This window comes from Streptomyces sp. NBC_00212, from assembly GCF_045206365.1.
GTDB lineage: Bacteria > Actinomycetota > Actinomycetes > Streptomycetales > Streptomycetaceae > Streptomyces.
This window is the reverse complement of sequence record NZ_CP108115.1, coordinates 5288013-5305279: the sequence shown is the minus strand read 5'-3', so window position 1 is coordinate 5305279 and position 17267 is coordinate 5288013. Positions and strand designations below refer to the sequence as shown.

Annotated in this window: 8 protein-coding genes and 3 rRNA genes; 3 read left to right on the top strand and 8 right to left on the bottom strand. The window is 65.8% G+C overall.

Annotation, left to right across the window (positions count from 1 at the left end):
- Positions 1-5 precede the first annotated feature (5 nt).
- Entirely contained in the window at positions 6-1316 is a 1311-nt protein-coding gene (locus OHA17_RS24295; protein WP_406508358.1) for a DUF58 domain-containing protein, read from the top strand.
- 112 nt (positions 1317-1428) lie between these two features.
- Here OHA17_RS24295 and rrf read toward each other — a convergent pair.
- The 4 genes from rrf to OHA17_RS24275 form a co-directional block, all read right to left on the bottom strand.
- Positions 1429-1545: ribosomal RNA gene (rrf, locus tag OHA17_RS24290) — 5S ribosomal RNA — on the bottom strand.
- A gap of 85 nt (positions 1546-1630) precedes the next feature.
- Positions 1631-4754 (bottom strand): 23S ribosomal RNA (locus tag OHA17_RS24285).
- 304 nt (positions 4755-5058) lie between these two features.
- Positions 5059-6584 (bottom strand): 16S ribosomal RNA (locus OHA17_RS24280).
- Together the 16S, 23S and 5S rRNA genes form the textbook arrangement of a ribosomal RNA operon.
- Positions 6585-7191: 607 nt before the next feature.
- Positions 7192-8199 carry a stage II sporulation protein M gene (locus OHA17_RS24275; protein WP_406508357.1) on the bottom strand — a complete coding sequence of 336 codons (1008 nt, stop codon included), beginning with the start codon at positions 8197-8199 and terminating at the stop codon, positions 7192-7194.
- Between the two features lie 128 nt (positions 8200-8327).
- On the opposite strand from OHA17_RS24275, the gene OHA17_RS24270 reads away from it, so the two are divergent.
- The gene (locus OHA17_RS24270) at positions 8328-9365 is read left to right on the top strand and encodes an RDD family protein (protein WP_406508356.1); all 1038 of its coding nucleotides are present in this window, start codon (positions 8328-8330) and stop codon (positions 9363-9365) included.
- Between the two features lie 125 nt (positions 9366-9490).
- On the opposite strand, the gene OHA17_RS24265 is transcribed toward OHA17_RS24270, so the two are convergent.
- On the bottom strand, positions 9491-10111 hold the full coding sequence (locus tag OHA17_RS24265) for a hypothetical protein (RefSeq protein WP_406508355.1): 621 nt from the start codon (positions 10109-10111) through the stop codon (positions 9491-9493).
- 270 nt (positions 10112-10381) lie between these two features.
- Complete coding sequence (ahcY, locus tag OHA17_RS24260) at positions 10382-11845, bottom strand: adenosylhomocysteinase (protein ID WP_406508354.1); 1464 nt, start codon at positions 11843-11845, stop codon at positions 10382-10384.
- Positions 11846-12321: 476 nt separating this feature from the next.
- On the opposite strand from ahcY, the gene OHA17_RS24255 reads away from it, so the two are divergent.
- Positions 12322-14325 carry a fructose-specific PTS transporter subunit EIIC gene (locus tag OHA17_RS24255; RefSeq protein WP_406510797.1) on the top strand — a complete coding sequence of 668 codons (2004 nt, stop codon included), beginning with the start codon at positions 12322-12324 and terminating at the stop codon, positions 14323-14325.
- 702 nt (positions 14326-15027) lie between these two features.
- Here the strand turns inward: OHA17_RS24255 and OHA17_RS24250 are convergent.
- Positions 15028-15987: a cation diffusion facilitator family transporter gene (locus OHA17_RS24250; protein ID WP_406508353.1), complete on the bottom strand. Its 960-nt coding sequence runs from the start codon at positions 15985-15987 to the stop codon at positions 15028-15030.
- 79 nt (positions 15988-16066) lie between these two features.
- Positions 16067-17233 carry a mannose-6-phosphate isomerase, class I gene (gene manA, locus OHA17_RS24245; RefSeq protein ID WP_406508352.1) on the bottom strand — a complete coding sequence of 389 codons (1167 nt, stop codon included), beginning with the start codon at positions 17231-17233 and terminating at the stop codon, positions 16067-16069.
- Positions 17234-17267: the final 34 nt, after the last annotated feature.

Sequence of the window (17267 nt, the reverse complement as noted above, 5' to 3'; positions counted from 1 at the left end):
CCCCGATGGCCCTCACCGGACGCTCCGCACTCCTCGCCGCCCTCGGCTCCATCCCCGTCGGGGTCTTCGCCCCGGGCTGGACCGGCATGCTGGCGGTCAACGCTCCCCTTGCACTCGCAATTCTGTGCGACTACGCGTGCGCGGCGCCAGTGCAGAAGCTCCAGTTCACTCGAAGCGGTGATACGTCAGTTCGACTGGGTGACGCGGCCGAGGTCGGCCTCACTGTCACCAACCCCTCCAGCCGCCACCTCCGCGCCCAGCTCAGGGACGCCTGGCCGCCCAGTAGTTGGCCGTCCGGCACCGAACAGGCCGCATCTCGGCATCCGTTGACGATCGCGGCCGGCGAACGAAGCCGCCTGTCCACAACACTGCGGCCGACCCGCCGGGGCGACCGCCACGCGGACCGCGTCACGATCCGCTCGTATGGCCCGCTCGGCCTGGCCGCCCGCCAGGGCAGCCACCGGGTTCCCTGGACGGTCCGGGTCCTGCCGCCCTTCACGAGCCGCAAACACCTGCCGTCCCGCCTGGCCCGGCTCCGCGAACTCGACGGCCGTACCAGTGTGTTGATCCGCGGCGAGGGCACCGAATTCGACAGCCTCCGCGAGTACGTCCCCGGCGACGACACCCGTTCCATCGACTGGCGTGCCACCGCCCGCCAGGGAAATGTCGCCGTACGCACCTGGCGCCCGGAGCGCGACCGCCACGTACTCGTCGTCCTCGACACGGGTCGCACATCGGCCGGCCGCGTCGGCGACGTACCCCGGCTCGATGCCGCGATGGACGCCGGGCTGCTGCTGGCCGCCCTCGCTTCACGAGCCGGCGACCGAGTCGACCTCCTCGCCTATGACCGTCGGGTACGGACCCAGGTGCTGGGCCGAGCCGCGGGCGAACTCCTGCCCGCGCTGGTCAACGCAATGGCCCCACTCGAACCGTCCCTCGTGGAGACCGACGCACGCGGCCTCAGCGCGGCGGCCCTGACTCACGCGCCCCGCCGCTCCCTGATCGTCCTGCTGACCAGCCTGGACACAGCGGCAGCCGAAGAGGGGCTACTCCCTGTCCTGCCCCAACTCACGCAACGGCATACGGTACTGGTGGCATCGGTGGCCGACCCCCACATCCAGCAGATGGCAGCGGCGCGAGGCGACGTCGAGGCGGTCTATGAGGCGGCCGCAGCCAGCCAGAACCAGCAGCAACGCCGCCGCACCGCCGAGAAGCTGATGCGCCACGGCGTCACAGTCGTCGACGCCACCCCGGACGGATTGGCCCCGGCCTTGGCTGATGCATACCTCGAGCTAAAGGCGACGGGCCGCCTGTAAAAAAGGGAGGGTTGGAAGAGGGCTCCCTTCTTCCAACCCTCCCTGAAACGCGAAAAAGCCCCGCACCGTGACCGTATTCCTACGGTCTGGTGCGGGGCTTTCCCCACAATTTGTTCGGCGGCGTCCTACTCTCCCACAGGGTCCCCCCTGCAGTACCATCGGCGCTGAAAGGCTTAGCTTCCGGGTTCGGAATGTAACCGGGCGTTTCCCTAACGCTATGACCACCGAAACACTATGAAGTTGAACACCGGAACCGGAAACGGTTCTGACGGCTGTTCATTGCTTCAGAACAAACACAGTGGACGCGAGCAACTGAGGACAAGCCCTCGGCCTATTAGTACCAGTCAGCTCCACCCGTTACCGGGCTTCCACATCTGGCCTATCAACCCAGTCGTCTACTGGGAGCCTTACCCTCTCAAGGAGGTGGGAACACTCATCTCGAAGCAGGCTTCCCGCTTAGATGCTTTCAGCGGTTATCCTTTCCGAACGTAGCCAACCAGCCATGCCCTTGGCAGGACAACTGGCACACCAGAGGTTCGTCCGTCCCGGTCCTCTCGTACTAGGGACAGCCCTTCTCAATGTTCCTGCGCGCGCAGCGGATAGGGACCGAACTGTCTCACGACGTTCTAAACCCAGCTCGCGTACCGCTTTAATGGGCGAACAGCCCAACCCTTGGGACCGACTCCAGCCCCAGGATGCGACGAGCCGACATCGAGGTGCCAAACCATCCCGTCGATATGGACTCTTGGGGAAGATCAGCCTGTTATCCCCGGGGTACCTTTTATCCGTTGAGCGACGGCGCTTCCACAAGCCACCGCCGGATCACTAGTCCCGACTTTCGTCCCTGCTCGACCCGTCGGTCTCACAGTCAAGCTCCCTTGTGCACTTACACTCAACACCTGATTGCCAACCAGGCTGAGGGAACCTTTGGGCGCCTCCGTTACTCTTTAGGAGGCAACCGCCCCAGTTAAACTACCCATCAGACACTGTCCCTGATCCGGATCACGGACCGAGGTTAGACATCCAGCACGACCAGAGTGGTATTTCAACGACGACTCCACAACCACTGGCGTGGCCGCTTCAAAGTCTCCCACCTATCCTACACAAGCCGAACCGAACACCAATATCAAACTGTAGTAAAGGTCCCGGGGTCTTTCCGTCCTGCTGCGCGAAACGAGCATCTTTACTCGTAGTGCAATTTCACCGGGCCTATGGTTGAGACAGTCGAGAAGTCGTTACGCCATTCGTGCAGGTCGGAACTTACCCGACAAGGAATTTCGCTACCTTAGGATGGTTATAGTTACCACCGCCGTTTACTGGCGCTTAAGTTCTCAGCTTCGCCACACCGAAATGTGACTAACCGGTCCCCTTAACGTTCCAGCACCGGGCAGGCGTCAGTCCGTATACATCGCCTTACGGCTTCGCACGGACCTGTGTTTTTAGTAAACAGTCGCTTCTCGCTGGTCTCTGCGGCCACCCCCAGCTCAGAGTGCAAGACTCATCACCGGACGTGGCCCCCTTCTCCCGAAGTTACGGGGGCATTTTGCCGAGTTCCTTAACCATAGTTCACCCGAACGCCTCGGTATTCTCTACCTGACCACCTGAGTCGGTTTAGGGTACGGGCCGCCATGAAACTCGCTAGAGGCTTTTCTCGACAGCATAGGATCATCCACTTCACCACAATCGGCTCGGCATCAGGTCTCACCCTTATATGTCATCCGGATTTGCCTAGATGACGGGCTACACCCTTACCCCGGGACAACCACCGCCCGGGCTGGACTACCTTCCTGCGTCACCCCATCGCTTACCTACTACCACCTTGGGCCGGCGGCTCCACCACTTTCCATTCCCCGAAGGGTCCGGAACGGCTTCACGGCCTTAGCATTAATGGGCTCGATACTGGGCGTTTCAAAGCGGGTACCGGAATATCAACCGGTTGTCCATCGACTACGCCTGTCGGCCTCGCCTTAGGTCCCGACTTACCCTGGGCAGATCAGCTTGACCCAGGAACCCTTAGTCAATCGGCGCACACGTTTCTCACGTGTGTATCGCTACTCATGCCTGCATTCTCACTCGTGAACCGTCCACCACTAGCTTCCGCTGCAGCTTCACCCGGCACACGACGCTCCCCTACCCATCCCAGCAGGCGTTGGCCCTATATGCTGGAATGACACGACTTCGGCGGTACGCTTGAGCCCCGCTACATTGTCGGCGCGGAATCACTTGACCAGTGAGCTATTACGCACTCTTTCAAGGGTGGCTGCTTCTAAGCCAACCTCCTGGTTGTCTCTGCGACTCCACATCCTTTCCCACTTAGCGTACGCTTAGGGGCCTTAGTCGATGCTCTGGGCTGTTTCCCTCTCGACCATGGAGCTTATCCCCCACAGTCTCACTGCCGCGCTCTCACTTACCGGCATTCGGAGTTTGGCTAAGGTCAGTAACCCGGTAGGGCCCATCGCCTATCCAGTGCTCTACCTCCGGCAAGAAACACACGACGCTGCACCTAAATGCATTTCGGGGAGAACCAGCTATCACGGAGTTTGATTGGCCTTTCACCCCTAACCACAGGTCATCCCCCAGGTTTTCAACCCTGGTGGGTTCGGTCCTCCACGACCTCTTACAGCCGCTTCAACCTGCCCATGGCTAGATCACTCCGCTTCGGGTCTAGAGCGTGCAACTCAATCGCCCTGTTCGGACTCGCTTTCGCTACGGCTTCCCCACACGGGTTAACCTCGCTACACACCGCTAACTCGCAGGCTCATTCTTCAAAAGGCACGCAGTCACGACTGACAGCACAAGTGCTGCCAGCGACGCTCCCACGGCTTGTAGGCACACGGTTTCAGGTACTATTTCACTCCGCTCCCGCGGTACTTTTCACCATTCCCTCACGGTACTATCCGCTATCGGTCACCAGGGAATATTTAGGCTTAGCGGGTGGTCCCGCCAGATTCACACGGGATTTCTCGGGCCCCGTGCTACTTGGGTGTCTCTCAAACGAGCCGTTGATGTTTCAGCTACGGGGGTCTTACCCTCTACGCCGGACCTTTCGCATGTCCTTCGCCTACACCAACGGTTTCTGACTCGTCCTGTCGCCGGCAGACGACAGAAGAGAGATCCCACAACCCCGCATGCGCAACCCCTGCCGGGTATCACACGCATACGGTTTGGCCTCATCCGGTTTCGCTCGCCACTACTCCCGGAATCACGGTTGTTTTCTCTTCCTGAGGGTACTGAGATGTTTCACTTCCCCTCGTTCCCTCCACATACCCTATGTGTTCAGGTATGGGTGACAGCCCATGACGACTGCCGGGTTTCCCCATTCGGAAACCCCCGGATCAAAGCCTGGTTGACGGCTCCCCGGGGACTATCGTGGCCTCCCACGTCCTTCATCGGTTCCTGGTGCCAAGGCATCCACCGTGCGCCCTTAAAAACTTGGCCACAGATGCTCGCGTCCACTGTGCAGTTCTCAAACAACGACCAGCCACCCATCACCCCACCAACATCGTGGTGGAGTTCACTGGGGCCGGCATCAGAAGGACAGACCTCACGGTCCGTACCCTCAGACACCCAACAGCGTGCCCGACCCGATCCTCCCTGGTTCACGTTCCACGCCGAAGCAGTACTGGTGACCCTGAAGCATCGTGCCGAATAGTCAACGTTCCACCCATGAGCTGACCACCGTCGGACGTTTGCCGACGAAATGGCCTCTGACCAGGCGAACCTGGTGAGAAGTGCTCCTTAGAAAGGAGGTGATCCAGCCGCACCTTCCGGTACGGCTACCTTGTTACGACTTCGTCCCAATCGCCAGTCCCACCTTCGACAGCTCCCTCCCACAAGGGGTTGGGCCACCGGCTTCGGGTGTTACCGACTTTCGTGACGTGACGGGCGGTGTGTACAAGGCCCGGGAACGTATTCACCGCAGCAATGCTGATCTGCGATTACTAGCAACTCCGACTTCATGGGGTCGAGTTGCAGACCCCAATCCGAACTGAGACCGGCTTTTTGAGATTCGCTCCGCCTCGCGGCATCGCAGCTCTTTGTACCGGCCATTGTAGCACGTGTGCAGCCCAAGACATAAGGGGCATGATGACTTGACGTCGTCCCCACCTTCCTCCGAGTTGACCCCGGCAGTCTCCTGTGAGTCCCCATCACCCCGAAGGGCATGCTGGCAACACAGAACAAGGGTTGCGCTCGTTGCGGGACTTAACCCAACATCTCACGACACGAGCTGACGACAGCCATGCACCACCTGTATACCGACCACAAGGGGGCGACCATCTCTGGCCGTTTCCGGTATATGTCAAGCCTTGGTAAGGTTCTTCGCGTTGCGTCGAATTAAGCCACATGCTCCGCTGCTTGTGCGGGCCCCCGTCAATTCCTTTGAGTTTTAGCCTTGCGGCCGTACTCCCCAGGCGGGGAACTTAATGCGTTAGCTGCGGCACCGACGACGTGGAATGTCGCCAACACCTAGTTCCCAACGTTTACGGCGTGGACTACCAGGGTATCTAATCCTGTTCGCTCCCCACGCTTTCGCTCCTCAGCGTCAGTAATGGCCCAGAGATCCGCCTTCGCCACCGGTGTTCCTCCTGATATCTGCGCATTTCACCGCTACACCAGGAATTCCGATCTCCCCTACCACACTCTAGCTAGCCCGTATCGAATGCAGACCCGGGGTTAAGCCCCGGGCTTTCACATCCGACGTGACAAGCCGCCTACGAGCTCTTTACGCCCAATAATTCCGGACAACGCTTGCGCCCTACGTATTACCGCGGCTGCTGGCACGTAGTTAGCCGGCGCTTCTTCTGCAGGTACCGTCACTTTCGCTTCTTCCCTGCTGAAAGAGGTTTACAACCCGAAGGCCGTCATCCCTCACGCGGCGTCGCTGCATCAGGCTTTCGCCCATTGTGCAATATTCCCCACTGCTGCCTCCCGTAGGAGTCTGGGCCGTGTCTCAGTCCCAGTGTGGCCGGTCGCCCTCTCAGGCCGGCTACCCGTCGTCGCCTTGGTAGGCCATCACCCCACCAACAAGCTGATAGGCCGCGGGCTCATCCTTCACCGCCGGAGCTTTTAACCCCCCACCATGCGGCAGGAAGTGTTATCCGGTATTAGACCCCGTTTCCAGGGCTTGTCCCAGAGTGAAGGGCAGATTGCCCACGTGTTACTCACCCGTTCGCCACTAATCCACCCCGAAGGGCTTCATCGTTCGACTTGCATGTGTTAAGCACGCCGCCAGCGTTCGTCCTGAGCCAGGATCAAACTCTCCATGAATGTTTACCCGTAATCGGGTGCACACATCACGTAAGAGCGGGACGACCAGGCCGGAATGAGGCCGGTCGTCCACAGCGTCCTCGCTGTGTAATCGCCACCCACACCCCAAGGGGGCGAGTGGACTTTTCAAAGGAACCTCGATCCGCCGAAGCGGATACGGGGTTGTCAATCTGGCGTTGACTTTTGGCACGCTGTTGAGTTCTCAAGGAACGGACGCTTCCTTCGTACTCACCCTCTCGGGCTTTCCTCCGGGCGCTTCCCTTCGGTATTTCGTGTTTCCAGCTTAGCAGATCCGATTTCCGTTTCTGCCACCCGCTGGAGTGGGCTGCCGATTCGCTATCCGCTTTCGCGTTTCCCTTTTCGGCGATTCCGACTCTACCAGAAGCATTTCAGTCGACCGAATCGACTTCGCTGACTTCGAATGGTGAATCGGAATGGCTCATCACTCGGAAATTCAATTTCCGATGAGAGCGAGAGAGATGCTAGCTAGTGCTCCCGAACTTGTCCAGTTCGAGGCAACCGTTTGAATCTACCTCCCCACTCCGACCGTGTCAACGATTTTTGTGGGCGAAGAGGACAGTAGCAGGTCAGAGGGGGCGTACGCACATCACGCGGCTGTCGGGAGCTCGGCGCTGCGGGCGGTGGCTTCGATGTCGCCGGCCTCGCCAGCTCGTGCGGCTCGGCCGCCCAGGACGTACACGTACACAAGAAAGGCCAGTTCGGCGGCTATGCCGATGGCTATTCGGGCCCAGGTGGGCAGGCCGGAGGGGGTTACGAAGCCCTCGATCATGCCGGAGACGAACAGCACCAGGGCCAGGCCGATGGCCATGCCTACGGCTGCTCGGCCCTGCTCTGCGAGGGCTGCGCGACGGGTGCGCGGGCCCGGGTCGACGACGGTCCAGCCGAGCCGCATGCCCGTACCGGCGGCTACGAACACCGCGGTCAGTTCGAGGAGGCCGTGCGGCAGGACCAGACCGAGGAAGGTGTCGAGGCGTCCCGCGGACGACATGAGGCCGATGCCGACGCCCAGGTTGAGCATGTTGAGGAAGAGGATCCACAGGACCGGGATGCCGAGGAAGGCGCCCAGGACCAGGCACATTGCGGTGGCCTGGGCATTGTTCGTCCAGACCTGGGCCGCGAAGGAGGCGGCCGGGTGGCTTGAGTAGTACGTCTCGTATTCGCCGCCCGGTCGCGTCATCTGGCGCAGCGCGTCGGGGGCGGCGATCGCGGACTGGACCTCGGGGTGGGTGCCTATCCACCAGCCGATGACCGCGGCGACGGCTATGGAGATCAGGGCCGCGGTTATCCACCAGTGGCGCGCGCGGTAGACGGCGGCGGGGAAGCCCTCCGTAAGGAAGCGGGCGGCGTCGCGCCAGGTCGCGCGGCGGGTGCCGGTGACGGTGGAGCGCGCGCGGGCCACCAGTTGCGTCAGGCGGGCGGTGAGCAGGGGGTCCGGGGCGCTGGACTGTATTTGGGAGAGGTGCGTGGACGTGCGCTGGTAGAGCGTCACCAGCTCGTCCGCCTCGGCGCCCGTGAGGCGGCGGCCGCGGTGCAGGAGGTGTTCGAGGCGGTCCCACTCCGTGTGGTGGGCGGTCACGAAGACGTCGAGGTCCATGTTCTGCTGCTGCTCCAGGCACTGGGTGCGTACGGTCCGTACTACTGCGGCGCGCTGCGGGCCAGCTTGGCAGACTGGGTGGTTCGAGGGGTGTGGAAGGCCGTCGTCTGTGGAGGGTGGGGTATCGGGTGAGCGCGCTGGTCACGGGGGATGCGGTCGTACTGGGGATGCGGCCCGCGCGGTTGCCTAGTAGGGCGCTGGCGTTGGTGATCGACCTGGCCGTGGTGTGGGCGGCGTACATATTGGTCTCGTTGGTCATGTTGTTCGCCACTGCCTCGCTGGATGCCGCTGCCCAGGCTGCGACAGCCGTGGCCCTGTTCGTGCTCGTGCTGGTCGGGGGCCCGATCGCGGTCGAGACGCTGTCGCACGGGCGGTCGCTGGGGAAGCTTGCCTGCGGGCTGCGGGTGGTGCGGGACGACGGGGGGCCGATCCGGTTCCGGCACGCGCTGGTGCGCGGGGCCATGGGGGTCATCGAGATTCTGCTGACGTTCGGTGTCGTCGCCTGCATCGCGTCGCTCGTCTCCGAGCGCGGGCGGCGGATCGGGGACGTCTTCGCGGGGACGCTGGTCGTGCGGGAGCGGGTGTCGTCGGGGTGGACCGCGGCCGTTCCGCCTCCGCCGCCGTGGCTGGTGGGGCGGTTCGCCGGGCTGGACCTGTCACGGGTGCCGGACGGGCTCTGGCTGGCGGTGCGCCAGTACTTGACGCGTATGCGCCAGCTCGACCCGCAGGTGAGCTCGACGATGGCGGTCCGCCTGGCCGAGGACGTGGCGGCTTGTACGGGAGCGCCCCTCCCGGAGGGAGTGCCGCCTGCGGCCTATCTGGCCGGTGTGGTGGGCGAGCGCCAGGCTCGGGACGCACGACGGGCGTTCGGGGCGGGGCAGGCTGCTGCCGGTGGCATGGGGGTGGGGGTTCACGGCGGGGGTCCTGGGCCGGTTTTCGGCTCGCCGGCTGCGGTTGCTCCGCCTGGGTTCGTCAGTCCCGCTCCGGCTTGGGGTTCGGGCGCGGGGTCGCACCTGGCCGCGGACCCGGCCGTGACTTCCGCCTCGGCCGGGCTGCCGGCTTCGGGCGGTGCCGCTGAGCCGACTGGTTCCGGGGAGCCGGGAGCCGAGGTTGCGAACAGCGCTGGATCTCCCGCGCGTCCGACGGGATTCGCGCCGCCTGCCTGACGGTCGCCTGCCTGATGGCGGGGCGGAGGTCGGGTCGCGGGCGATGGAGGGGAAAGGGCCGGGCCGAGTAGGACCGCGGCGCTCGGGCGCCAGGTGGCGAACGCCAGGTGCCGGACGCTCCCTGGCTACGGCGTGGGGAACGTCGACGGTGGGGATTCCAGGGATTCCAGCTCGATGCCGGGGGCCGCGAGGACTACGTCGCCGGCGATGTGAACGGTGTGCTGCTCGCCCGTGTCCAGGGCGCTGACCTGGTACTCGTCCACGGTCAGGGGGCCGTTGTCAGTGGCGTGCGCTTCACTTTTCTTCAGGGCCCAGGACTGGTCGATCGTTCGGGGGGCGAGGACCGGGTCCGTGAACGCGACGAGGCGGACGCGCGTCGTCGGGGAGTGGGGGGTGAGGCGGAGCAGACGGGAGGTGGCGACGAGGAACGCGGGGGAAGTGCCGGAGAAGGCGTGGGCGCGCACATTGCCTTCGGTGGCATGGGTCCCGGAGGGGTCCGTACGGACCCAGGTGACGCCGTCGAGCGCGGCGCCTCGTACCTGCCAGGCGGCGGCATGGAGTTCGAGGCGGATCGGGCGGCCGAGTTCGTCCAGCGCGAGGTCTACGGAGCCCGCGTGGTCTCCGGAGGGGGTGGTGAGCTGGGAGACGTAGCGCCAGCCGGAAGGGCCCGGCGCGCAGTGGAAGTGTTCTTCGCCGAGGGGAGTGTGGTCGTGGGGATCGTGAAGCGAATATCGGCCGCGGGGCATGGGATCTCGGTGTCCTCGGAAGTCGGGCGCTGACTCGGTGTGGGGGCGGTACGGGGCAGGCCCCCGTCACGGGGGTGCGGGGGCCTGCCTCAGTACCGATGACGTACCGGGTGCCGATGAGTACCGGGTGCCCATGACGTACCGGGCCGATGACGTACCGGTGGAGCCGAGTGCCGGTGGCGGCTGAGCCGGTGATGCCGTCAACTCCGAGGACTGCAGGGGCCGTTGGGCCCGGCGCCCTGCGGTCCTCGGGGTGTCGGTGTCGGGGGCTCAGTAGCGGTAGTGGTCCGGCTTGTACGGGCCCTCGACGTCTACGCCGATGTACGCGGCCTGCTCCGGGCGGAGCTCGGTGAGCCTGACGCCGAGCGATGCCAGGTGGAGGCGGGCGACCTTCTCGTCGAGGTGCTTGGGCAGCACATAGACGTCGGTCGGGTACTCGGACGGCTTGGTGAAGAGCTCGATCTGGGCCAGCGTCTGGTCCGCGAAGGAGTTCGACATGACGAAGGAGGGGTGACCGGTCGCGTTGCCGAGGTTCAGCAGACGGCCCTCGGACAGCACGATCAGGACCCTGCCGTCGGGGAAGGTCCAGGTGTGCACCTGGGGCTTGACCTCGTCCTTGACGACACCCGGGATCCTGGCCAGGCCGGCCATGTCGATCTCGTTGTCGAAGTGGCCGATGTTCCCGACGATCGCCTGGTGCTTCATCCTGGCCATGTCCGCGGCCATGATGATGTCCTTGTTGCCCGTCGTGGTGACGAAGATGTCCGCCTTGTCGACGACCTCGTCCAGCGTCGTGACCTGGTAGCCGTCCATCGCCGCCTGGAGCGCGCAGATCGGGTCGATCTCCGTGATGATCACGCGGGCGCCCTGCCCGCGCAGAGACTCCGCACAGCCCTTGCCCACATCACCGTAGCCGCACACGACGACCGTCTTGCCGCCGATGAGGACATCGGTGGCGCGGTTGATGCCGTCGATCAGGGAGTGGCGGCAGCCGTACTTGTTGTCGAACTTCGACTTCGTCACCGCGTCATTCACATTGATCGCCGGGAACAGAAGGTCGCCGTCGCGCATCATCTCGTACAGACGGTGAACACCCGTAGTGGTCTCCTCCGTCACACCACGGATCTCGGAGGCCAGCTGGGTCCACTTCTGGGGGTTCTCACCCAGGGTGCGGTTCAGCAGGGTGAGAATGTGGGCGTACTCCTCGGAGTCCGCGGTCGACGGGTCCGGGGCCGCGCCGGCCTTCTCGAACTCGACGCCCTTGTGGACCAGGAGGGTGGCGTCGCCGCCGTCGTCCAGGATCATGTTCGGGCCGCCGGTGGGGGTGTTCGGCCAGGTCAGCGCCTGCTCCGTGCACCACCAGTACTCCTCAAGGGTCTCGCCCTTCCAGGCGTAGACCGGGACGCCGGCGGGGGCGTCCGGGGTGCCGTTCGGGCCGACCGCGATGGCGGCGGCGGCGTGGTCCTGGGTGGAGAAGATGTTGCAGGAGGCCCAGCGGACCTCGGCGCCGAGGGCGACCAGGGTCTCGATCAGCACGGCGGTCTGCACGGTCATGTGCAGCGAGCCGGTGATGCGGGCGCCGGCCAGCGGCTGCGTGGCGGCGTACTCCTTGCGGATCGACATCAGGCCGGGCATCTCGTGCTCGGCGAGGGTGATCTCCTTGCGGCCGAAGGCGGCGAGGGAGAGGTCGGCGACCTTGAAGTCCTGGCCGGCGCCGGTGGCGTCAGTCGTCATGGCGGGCTGCTCCTCGTGGGTTGGTGGCGAGGGTGGGTACGGCTGGTCTGCGGGCGCGGAGATAGGCATGGGAGTGCCCGAACGCGCTCGCAGCGCAGTCCGTCGGAGGCCCTCTCTCCCTCGGCCGGGTCCATGCGGGACCGACCGACCGCCATCAGCAGCGACGTCTGGCTCTGGTCACGAATCTACACCGATCGGCCGAGCGCGCCCCAGCGTGCCCGGCCAATAGCCTCGGCCGAAAATCGGGACCAGAGTCCGGGCGAACCGGGCCTAACGGACTTTTGATCTGGCCCTTACCTGGTGGAGGATGCTTGGGTCGGCCCGACTCGGGATACGAGCGGACCGTACGCACGATCTGCGCGACGAGGCGCGAAGCGTTAGGAGACCCCCACGTGACCAGTCCGGCTAGCGAGGGGCAGCGGAAGTTGAAGCTGCTCGCGGTGACCGCCTGTCCGACCGGCATCGCTCACACCTATATGGCCGCCGAGAAGCTGGCCCAGGCTGCGGCGGCGCTCGGCATCGAGATGAAGGTGGAGACGCAGGGCTCCATCGGGGCCGAAAACGTACTGGATGACAACGATGTCAGAGAGGCCGACGGGATCATCATCGCGGCCGACAAGGACGTCGCGCTCGATCGGTTCGTCGGCAAGAAGGTGCTGAGCGTGCCCGTCGCGGACGGCATCCACCGGCCCGAGCAGCTCATAGGGCAGGTGCAGAGCGCGGCTGTGCACGCAGGGGGCCATGGCCTCCCGTCCGGCAGTGGCGGCGGTGGCGGTGCGGGCGGCGGCGGCAAGGAGCGCAGTGCCGCGTACAAGGCGCTGATGAACGGCGTCTCGCACATGATCCCGTTCGTGGTGGTCGGCGGTCTGCTGCTCGCCGTCTCGATCGCGCTGGGCGGTCACAGCACGCCGAAGGGCATCGAGTTCGACAAGGACTCGTTCTGGTTCTACGTCAACACGCTCGGCACGCTCGGCTTCAAGCTGATGCTGCCGATCTTCTCCGGCTACATCGCCTTCGCCCTCGGCGACCGGCCCGCCCTGGTGCCCGGCATGATCGGCGGCTTCCTCGCCGCCGACGCCGTGAACATCTACGGCGCGGACGCGAACGCCGGATTCCTCGGCGCTATCGCGACCGGATTCCTCGCCGGGTACCTGGTGCTGTGGATCCGCAAGGTCAAGGTGCCGAAGTTCGTCCAGCCGATCATGCCGATCATCGTGATCCCGATCGTGTCGACGCTGGCGTTGGGGTTGTTCTACATCTACGTGATCGGGCAGCCGATCTCCTGGGTGTTCACGCATCTGACCAGCTGGCTCAACGGCATGACGGGGTCCAGTGCGATCGTGCTCGGCGCACTGATCGGGCTCATGATCGCGTTCGACATGGGCGGGCCGGTCAACAAGACGGCGTTCCTCGTCGCGGTGGGTCTGATCGGCACGAACAACGCCGTCATGGGCATGGCCGCCGCGGCCATTCCGGTCATGCCGCTCGGCCAGGGCCTGGCCACGCTGCTGCGGCGCAAGCTCTACACCGACCAGGAGCGGGAGACCGGTATCGCGGCGCTGTTCATGGGCTTCTTCGGCATCTCGGAAGGTGCGATTCCGTTCGCCGCGGCCCGTCCGGCCCAGGTCATCCCCGCGAACATGCTGGGTGGTGCGGTGGCCGGTGCGGTCGCCGGTGTGGCCGGGGTGTCGGACTCCGTTCCGCACGGCGGGCCGATCGTTTCGCTGTTCGGGGCTGTGGGCGGGGCGGCGATGTTCTTCCTGGCCATCGCCATTGGTACGGCTGTCACCGCGCTGACCACGAATGCGCTGATCGACGTCAAGCAGCGGAAGGGGCGGCGGGGCGAGGTCGGGACCGCTGCCCTGGTCCCTGAGCCTGCTCTGGCTGGTGTGGCTGTCGGTGCGGGTGGTGGCACGGGTGCAGGAAGTGGTGCGAGCGCAGGCGGTGGTGCGAGCGCTGGTAGTGACGGTGCCGCTGCCCTGGCCGTACAGGCCCCGGAGCGTTCTGGCTCCGTTGCCGCCCCCGAGGTGCTCTCCGGGTACCTCACCGCCCAGACCGTGAAGGTTCAGCTCGCCTCGCACGACAAGGACGCCGCGATCCGGGAGATGGCCGAGATGCTGGCCTCCACCGGGAACGTACGGGACGTCGACGAGCTCGTACGGGTCGCGCTCGCCCGGGAGGCTCAGGGGACGACCGGGCTCGGCGAGGAGATCGCCATTCCGCATGCGAAGACCGATGCGGTGTCCGTGCCGACCGTGGGGTTCGCGCGGTCCGCCGAGGGCATCGAGTGGGGGTCGCTCGACGGGACTCGGGCCAAGCTCATCTTCATGATCTCCGTGCCGGAGGCTGCGGCGGGCGATGAGCACCTGCGGATTCTGGCGTTGCTGTCCCGGAAGTTGATGGACACGGGGTTCCGGGGGCGGTTGGCCGAGGCGGGTGACGCGGCGGCGGTTCTGGAGGTGCTGGGGGAGATTCAGTAGGCCGTGGGGGCTGGGGTGGGATTTTCTCCCCGCCCCGCCCCTTCCCGAGACCCTCCGGGGGTGTTCGTTCGGCTGTCGGCCGGTGGGTGGTTGCCGGGGCTCTGGCCCGGCCCCGCTCCCGGAGCTCCGGAGGGGCTGAAGTTGCCACCCTGCGAAAGGCCGCCCCGGAGGAACATTCGCCGGCCTCGGGGCGATGGGTGGTGCTTGGGGTCCCTGCCCCCAGACCACCGCCTCTCAAGCGCCGCGAGGGCTGGAGTTGTCCCCCGCGCAGACCTGCCGAAGGACCATTCGCCCGGCCTCGGCCCCGTGGGCGATGCCGGGGCTCCGCTCCCCCAGCCCCCCGCCCCTAAGCGCTGGAGGGGCTGAAGTTTCCACCCCGCGAGAAGACCTCCCGGACGAACATTCGCCGGCCTCGGCGCTGTGGTGGGTGGTGCTTGGGGGCTCTGCGCCCCCACCCCCGCCTCTCAAGCGTCGCAGGGGCTGGCGTTGTCCCCCGTGCAGACCACCCGAGGGACCATTCACCGGCTTCGAGGCGGTGGTGCTGGGGGCTCTGTCCTCAGCCTCCCCTCTCCTCAAGCGCCGCATGGGCGGGGAGGCTGGCCCTCCGGTTGGTGCGTAGGGCCGGAGGGGCTGGGTTTTGCTGGGTGGGGGTGGGAGCGTGTCCCGGAGGCCGGGGAAGGGGGCGCGCCCCTCCCTGGACGCTCAGCGGCCGCCCGGCGTTGCCTTCGGGTCGGGGCCCGCTGCCGCTTCCTCCGCGCTGTAGATGTCCGGCTCCAGGTAGATCACCCTGGCGATCGGGACGGCCGCGCGGATGCGGGACTCTGCCTCATTGATCGCGGTGGCGACCTCCTGGGCCGTGTCGTCGTGCTGGACGGCGATCTTGGCGGCCACCAGGAGTTCCTCGGGGCCCAGGTGGAGGGTGCGCATGTGGATGACGGCGGTCACCGTGTCGCCGTCCACGATCGCCGCCTTGATCTTCGCCACCTCGTCCGCGCCCGCCGACTCGCCGAGCAGCAGCGACTTGGTCTCCGCCGCCAGGATGAGGGCGATCAGGATCAGCAGGATGCCGATGCACAGCGTGCCGATGCCGTCCCAGACGCCGTCGCCCGTGGCCAGCGCGAGGCCCACGCCGAGGAGGGCCAGGACCAGGCCGACCAGCGCGCCGAAGTCCTCCAGGAGGACGACGGGGAGTTCGGGTGCCTTCGCCCGGCGGATGAACTCCTTCCAGGACAGGCCGCCCCGGGTGACGTTCGATTCCTTGATCGCCGTACGGAACGAGAAGCCCTCCGCGACGATCGCGAAGACCAGCACGCCGACCGGCCAGTACCAGGCCTCGATCGCGTGCGGGTGCTGGATCTTCTCGTAGCCCTCGTAGACCGCGAACATGCCGCCGACCGAGAACAGCACGATCGAGACCAGGAACGCGTAGATATAGCGCTCGCGACCGTAGCCGAAGGGGTGTTGCGGCGTCGCCTCGCGCTGGGCCTTCTTGCCGCCGAGCAGCAGCAGGCCCTGGTTGCCGGAGTCGGCGAGCGAGTGCACGCTCTCCGCGAGCATCGACGACGAACCGCTGAACAGGAACGCCACGAACTTCGCCACCGCGATGGCGAGGTTGGCGCTCAGCGCCGCCACGATGGCCTTGGTTCCGCCTGACGCGCTCATGGAGTTGCCGTCTTCCCTTCGTCGGTTGCCCTCTGCGGGGGCCGGCCGGTGCCGGACCCCGCGGCGGCACATTGTTACATCAGGCAACGACCGTGGCGCGGAACACCGTTCCCGTACCGGACAGTTCGGACCTTTCCTCGGCCGGTACGAATACGGACGCACCCGGGGTCAGTGTCAATCCCCCGACCGAGGGGCTGCCCGCCGTGCAGAGGACGATCTGTGGGGTCTGGGCCGTCAGTTCGGTGGGGACGGCGCCCTCCGCCCGTACGAAACGGGACAGGCGGAACTCGTCGATCGGGGTCTCGTACAGCTCCTCCCCCGCCGGCGACGCCTCGGGGCGCAGCACGCCCGGGTCGGTCGGCTCGAAGCGTACGACCCGGAGCAGTTCGGGGACGTCGACATGTTTGGGAGTCAGGCCGCAACGAAGGACGTTGTCGGAGTTGGCCATGATCTCCACGCCCATGCCGCTGAGGTAGGCGTGCGGCACCCCGGCGCCCAGGAACAGGGCTTCGCCGGGCTGGAGTTGGACGTAGTTGAGCAGCATCGCCGCGATCACACCCGGATCGCCGGGGTAGTGGTGCGCGAGGGAGGCGTACGCCGTGTACTGCGCGCCGCCCAGGCGTTCGCACGCGGCGGCCGTCTCGGTCACCGTCGCCGCCATCTCCTCGCGGTCGGCGGTCAGTACGGCGGTGAGGACCTCGCGCAGGGCCGCCTCGACGGGCTGGGCGCGCAGCAGGTCGACGTACGGCTTGAGCGAGTCGACCTCAAGCGCGGCCAGGGTCTGTGCGGCCTCCTCGGGCGTGCGGAAGCCGCACAGTCCCTCGAAGGGCGTGAGCGCGCAGATCAGTTCGGGCTTGTGGTTGGCGTCCTTGTAGTTGCGGTGCGGGGCGTCGACGGGGACCCCGGCCTGCTCCTCGGCCTCGTACCCCTCCTTCGCCTGCGCGAGGTCGGGGTGCACCTGGAGGGAGAGGGGGGCGCCGGCCGCCAGGACCTTGAGCAGGAAGGGCAGGCGGGGGCCGAACCTGGCCACGGCCGCGCGGCCAAGCTCGCCCGCCGGATCCGCCGCGATCACGTCTGACAACGATGTCGGCCCTGTGCCGCGGTCGAGCCGGGACGGGGCTCCGGGGTGGGCGCCCATCCACATCTCGGCCTGGGGCTCGCCGCTGGGGGCGGTGCCGAGGAGTTCCGGGATGAGGGTGGTGGAGCCCCAGGCGTAGGGACGGATGGTGTTGGTGAGACGGTCCATGGGTCGTCCTGTGTTCTCTTTCGGGTTCCGGAAG